Source organism: Faecousia intestinalis, assembly GCF_040096185.1.
Classification (GTDB): domain Bacteria; phylum Bacillota; class Clostridia; order Oscillospirales; family Oscillospiraceae; genus JAZOXB01.
The window spans coordinates 1-984 of sequence record NZ_JBBMFF010000170.1; the positions used below are offsets into that span (position 1 = coordinate 1).

Below are 984 nucleotides of genomic sequence, written 5' to 3' on the forward strand. Positions count from 1 at the left end.
ATTATGAAAATTGCAGTTACCTATGAAAACGGTCAAATCTTTCAGCATTTCGGCCACACCGAACAGTTCAAGCTTTACGAAACCGCGGACGGCAAAGTCATCCGTGCGGAAGTCGTTGACACCAACGGCAGCGGTCACGGCGCACTGGCAGGCTTCCTGATGCAGAACGGCGTGGACACTTTGATCTGCGGAGGCATCGGCGGCGGTGCGCAGGCAGCTCTGGCCGAGGCGGGTATCAAGCTCTATGGCGGTGTCAGCGGAGACGCTGACGCGGCGGTGAGCGCATTGCTCAGCGGAAGTTTGGGCTACGATCCCAATGTTCACTGTGACCACCATGACCACGAGCACGGCGAAGCTGGTCACACCTGCGGTGACCACGGCTGCGGCAAGCATAGCTGCCATTGATATGGAACGCACACTGACACAGCTTCCGTTCTGGTCATCCTTGACTGAACACGAAATGGAAACGCTGCGCCGAAGTGCCTTTGTCCGTCATTATGAAAAGGGCGCGTTCATACACAGCAGCGACAACGAATGTCTTGGAATGCTGTTCGTCCTTTCCGGTGAGATCCGCACCTATCTTCTCTCCGAGGAGGGCCGGGAGGTAACACTGTTCCGCCTGTATCCGGGCCAGCTTTGCGTGCTTTCTGCCTCCTGCGTGATCAGTCAGATCACCTTTGATACGCAAATGGTCGCAGGAATGGATACGGAGGTCCTGATTATCCCTGCAAATGTCATTGCTGCGCTCAAAGAGCAAAATCTATATGTCCGCTGCTTCCTCTATGAGCTGGCAACGAAACGGTTTTCTGATGTGATGTGGGCGATGCAGCAGATCATGTTCAAGGGATTGGATCGGCGGCTGGCTGAATTTCTCCTTGCCGAAGCGGAGCGTACCGGCTCCGACACCATACGCATGACCCATGAGCAGATCGCCCAGCACATCAGCTCGGCGCGGGAGGCGGTGGCACGGATGCTCAAAAGCTT

General features: G+C 55.8%; 2 protein-coding genes. Both read left to right on the plus strand.

Annotated features, from left to right (window positions below; translation table 11 throughout):
- Positions 1-405, plus strand: a 405-nt coding sequence (locus WMO66_RS04835; RefSeq protein ID WP_349135258.1) for a NifB/NifX family molybdenum-iron cluster-binding protein, incomplete at its 5' end; no start/stop codon positions are given.
- A partial coding sequence (locus tag WMO66_RS04840; RefSeq protein ID WP_349135259.1) for a Crp/Fnr family transcriptional regulator occupies positions 317-984 on the plus strand: 668 nt, incomplete at its 3' end. The genes WMO66_RS04835 and WMO66_RS04840, both read left to right, overlap by 89 nt.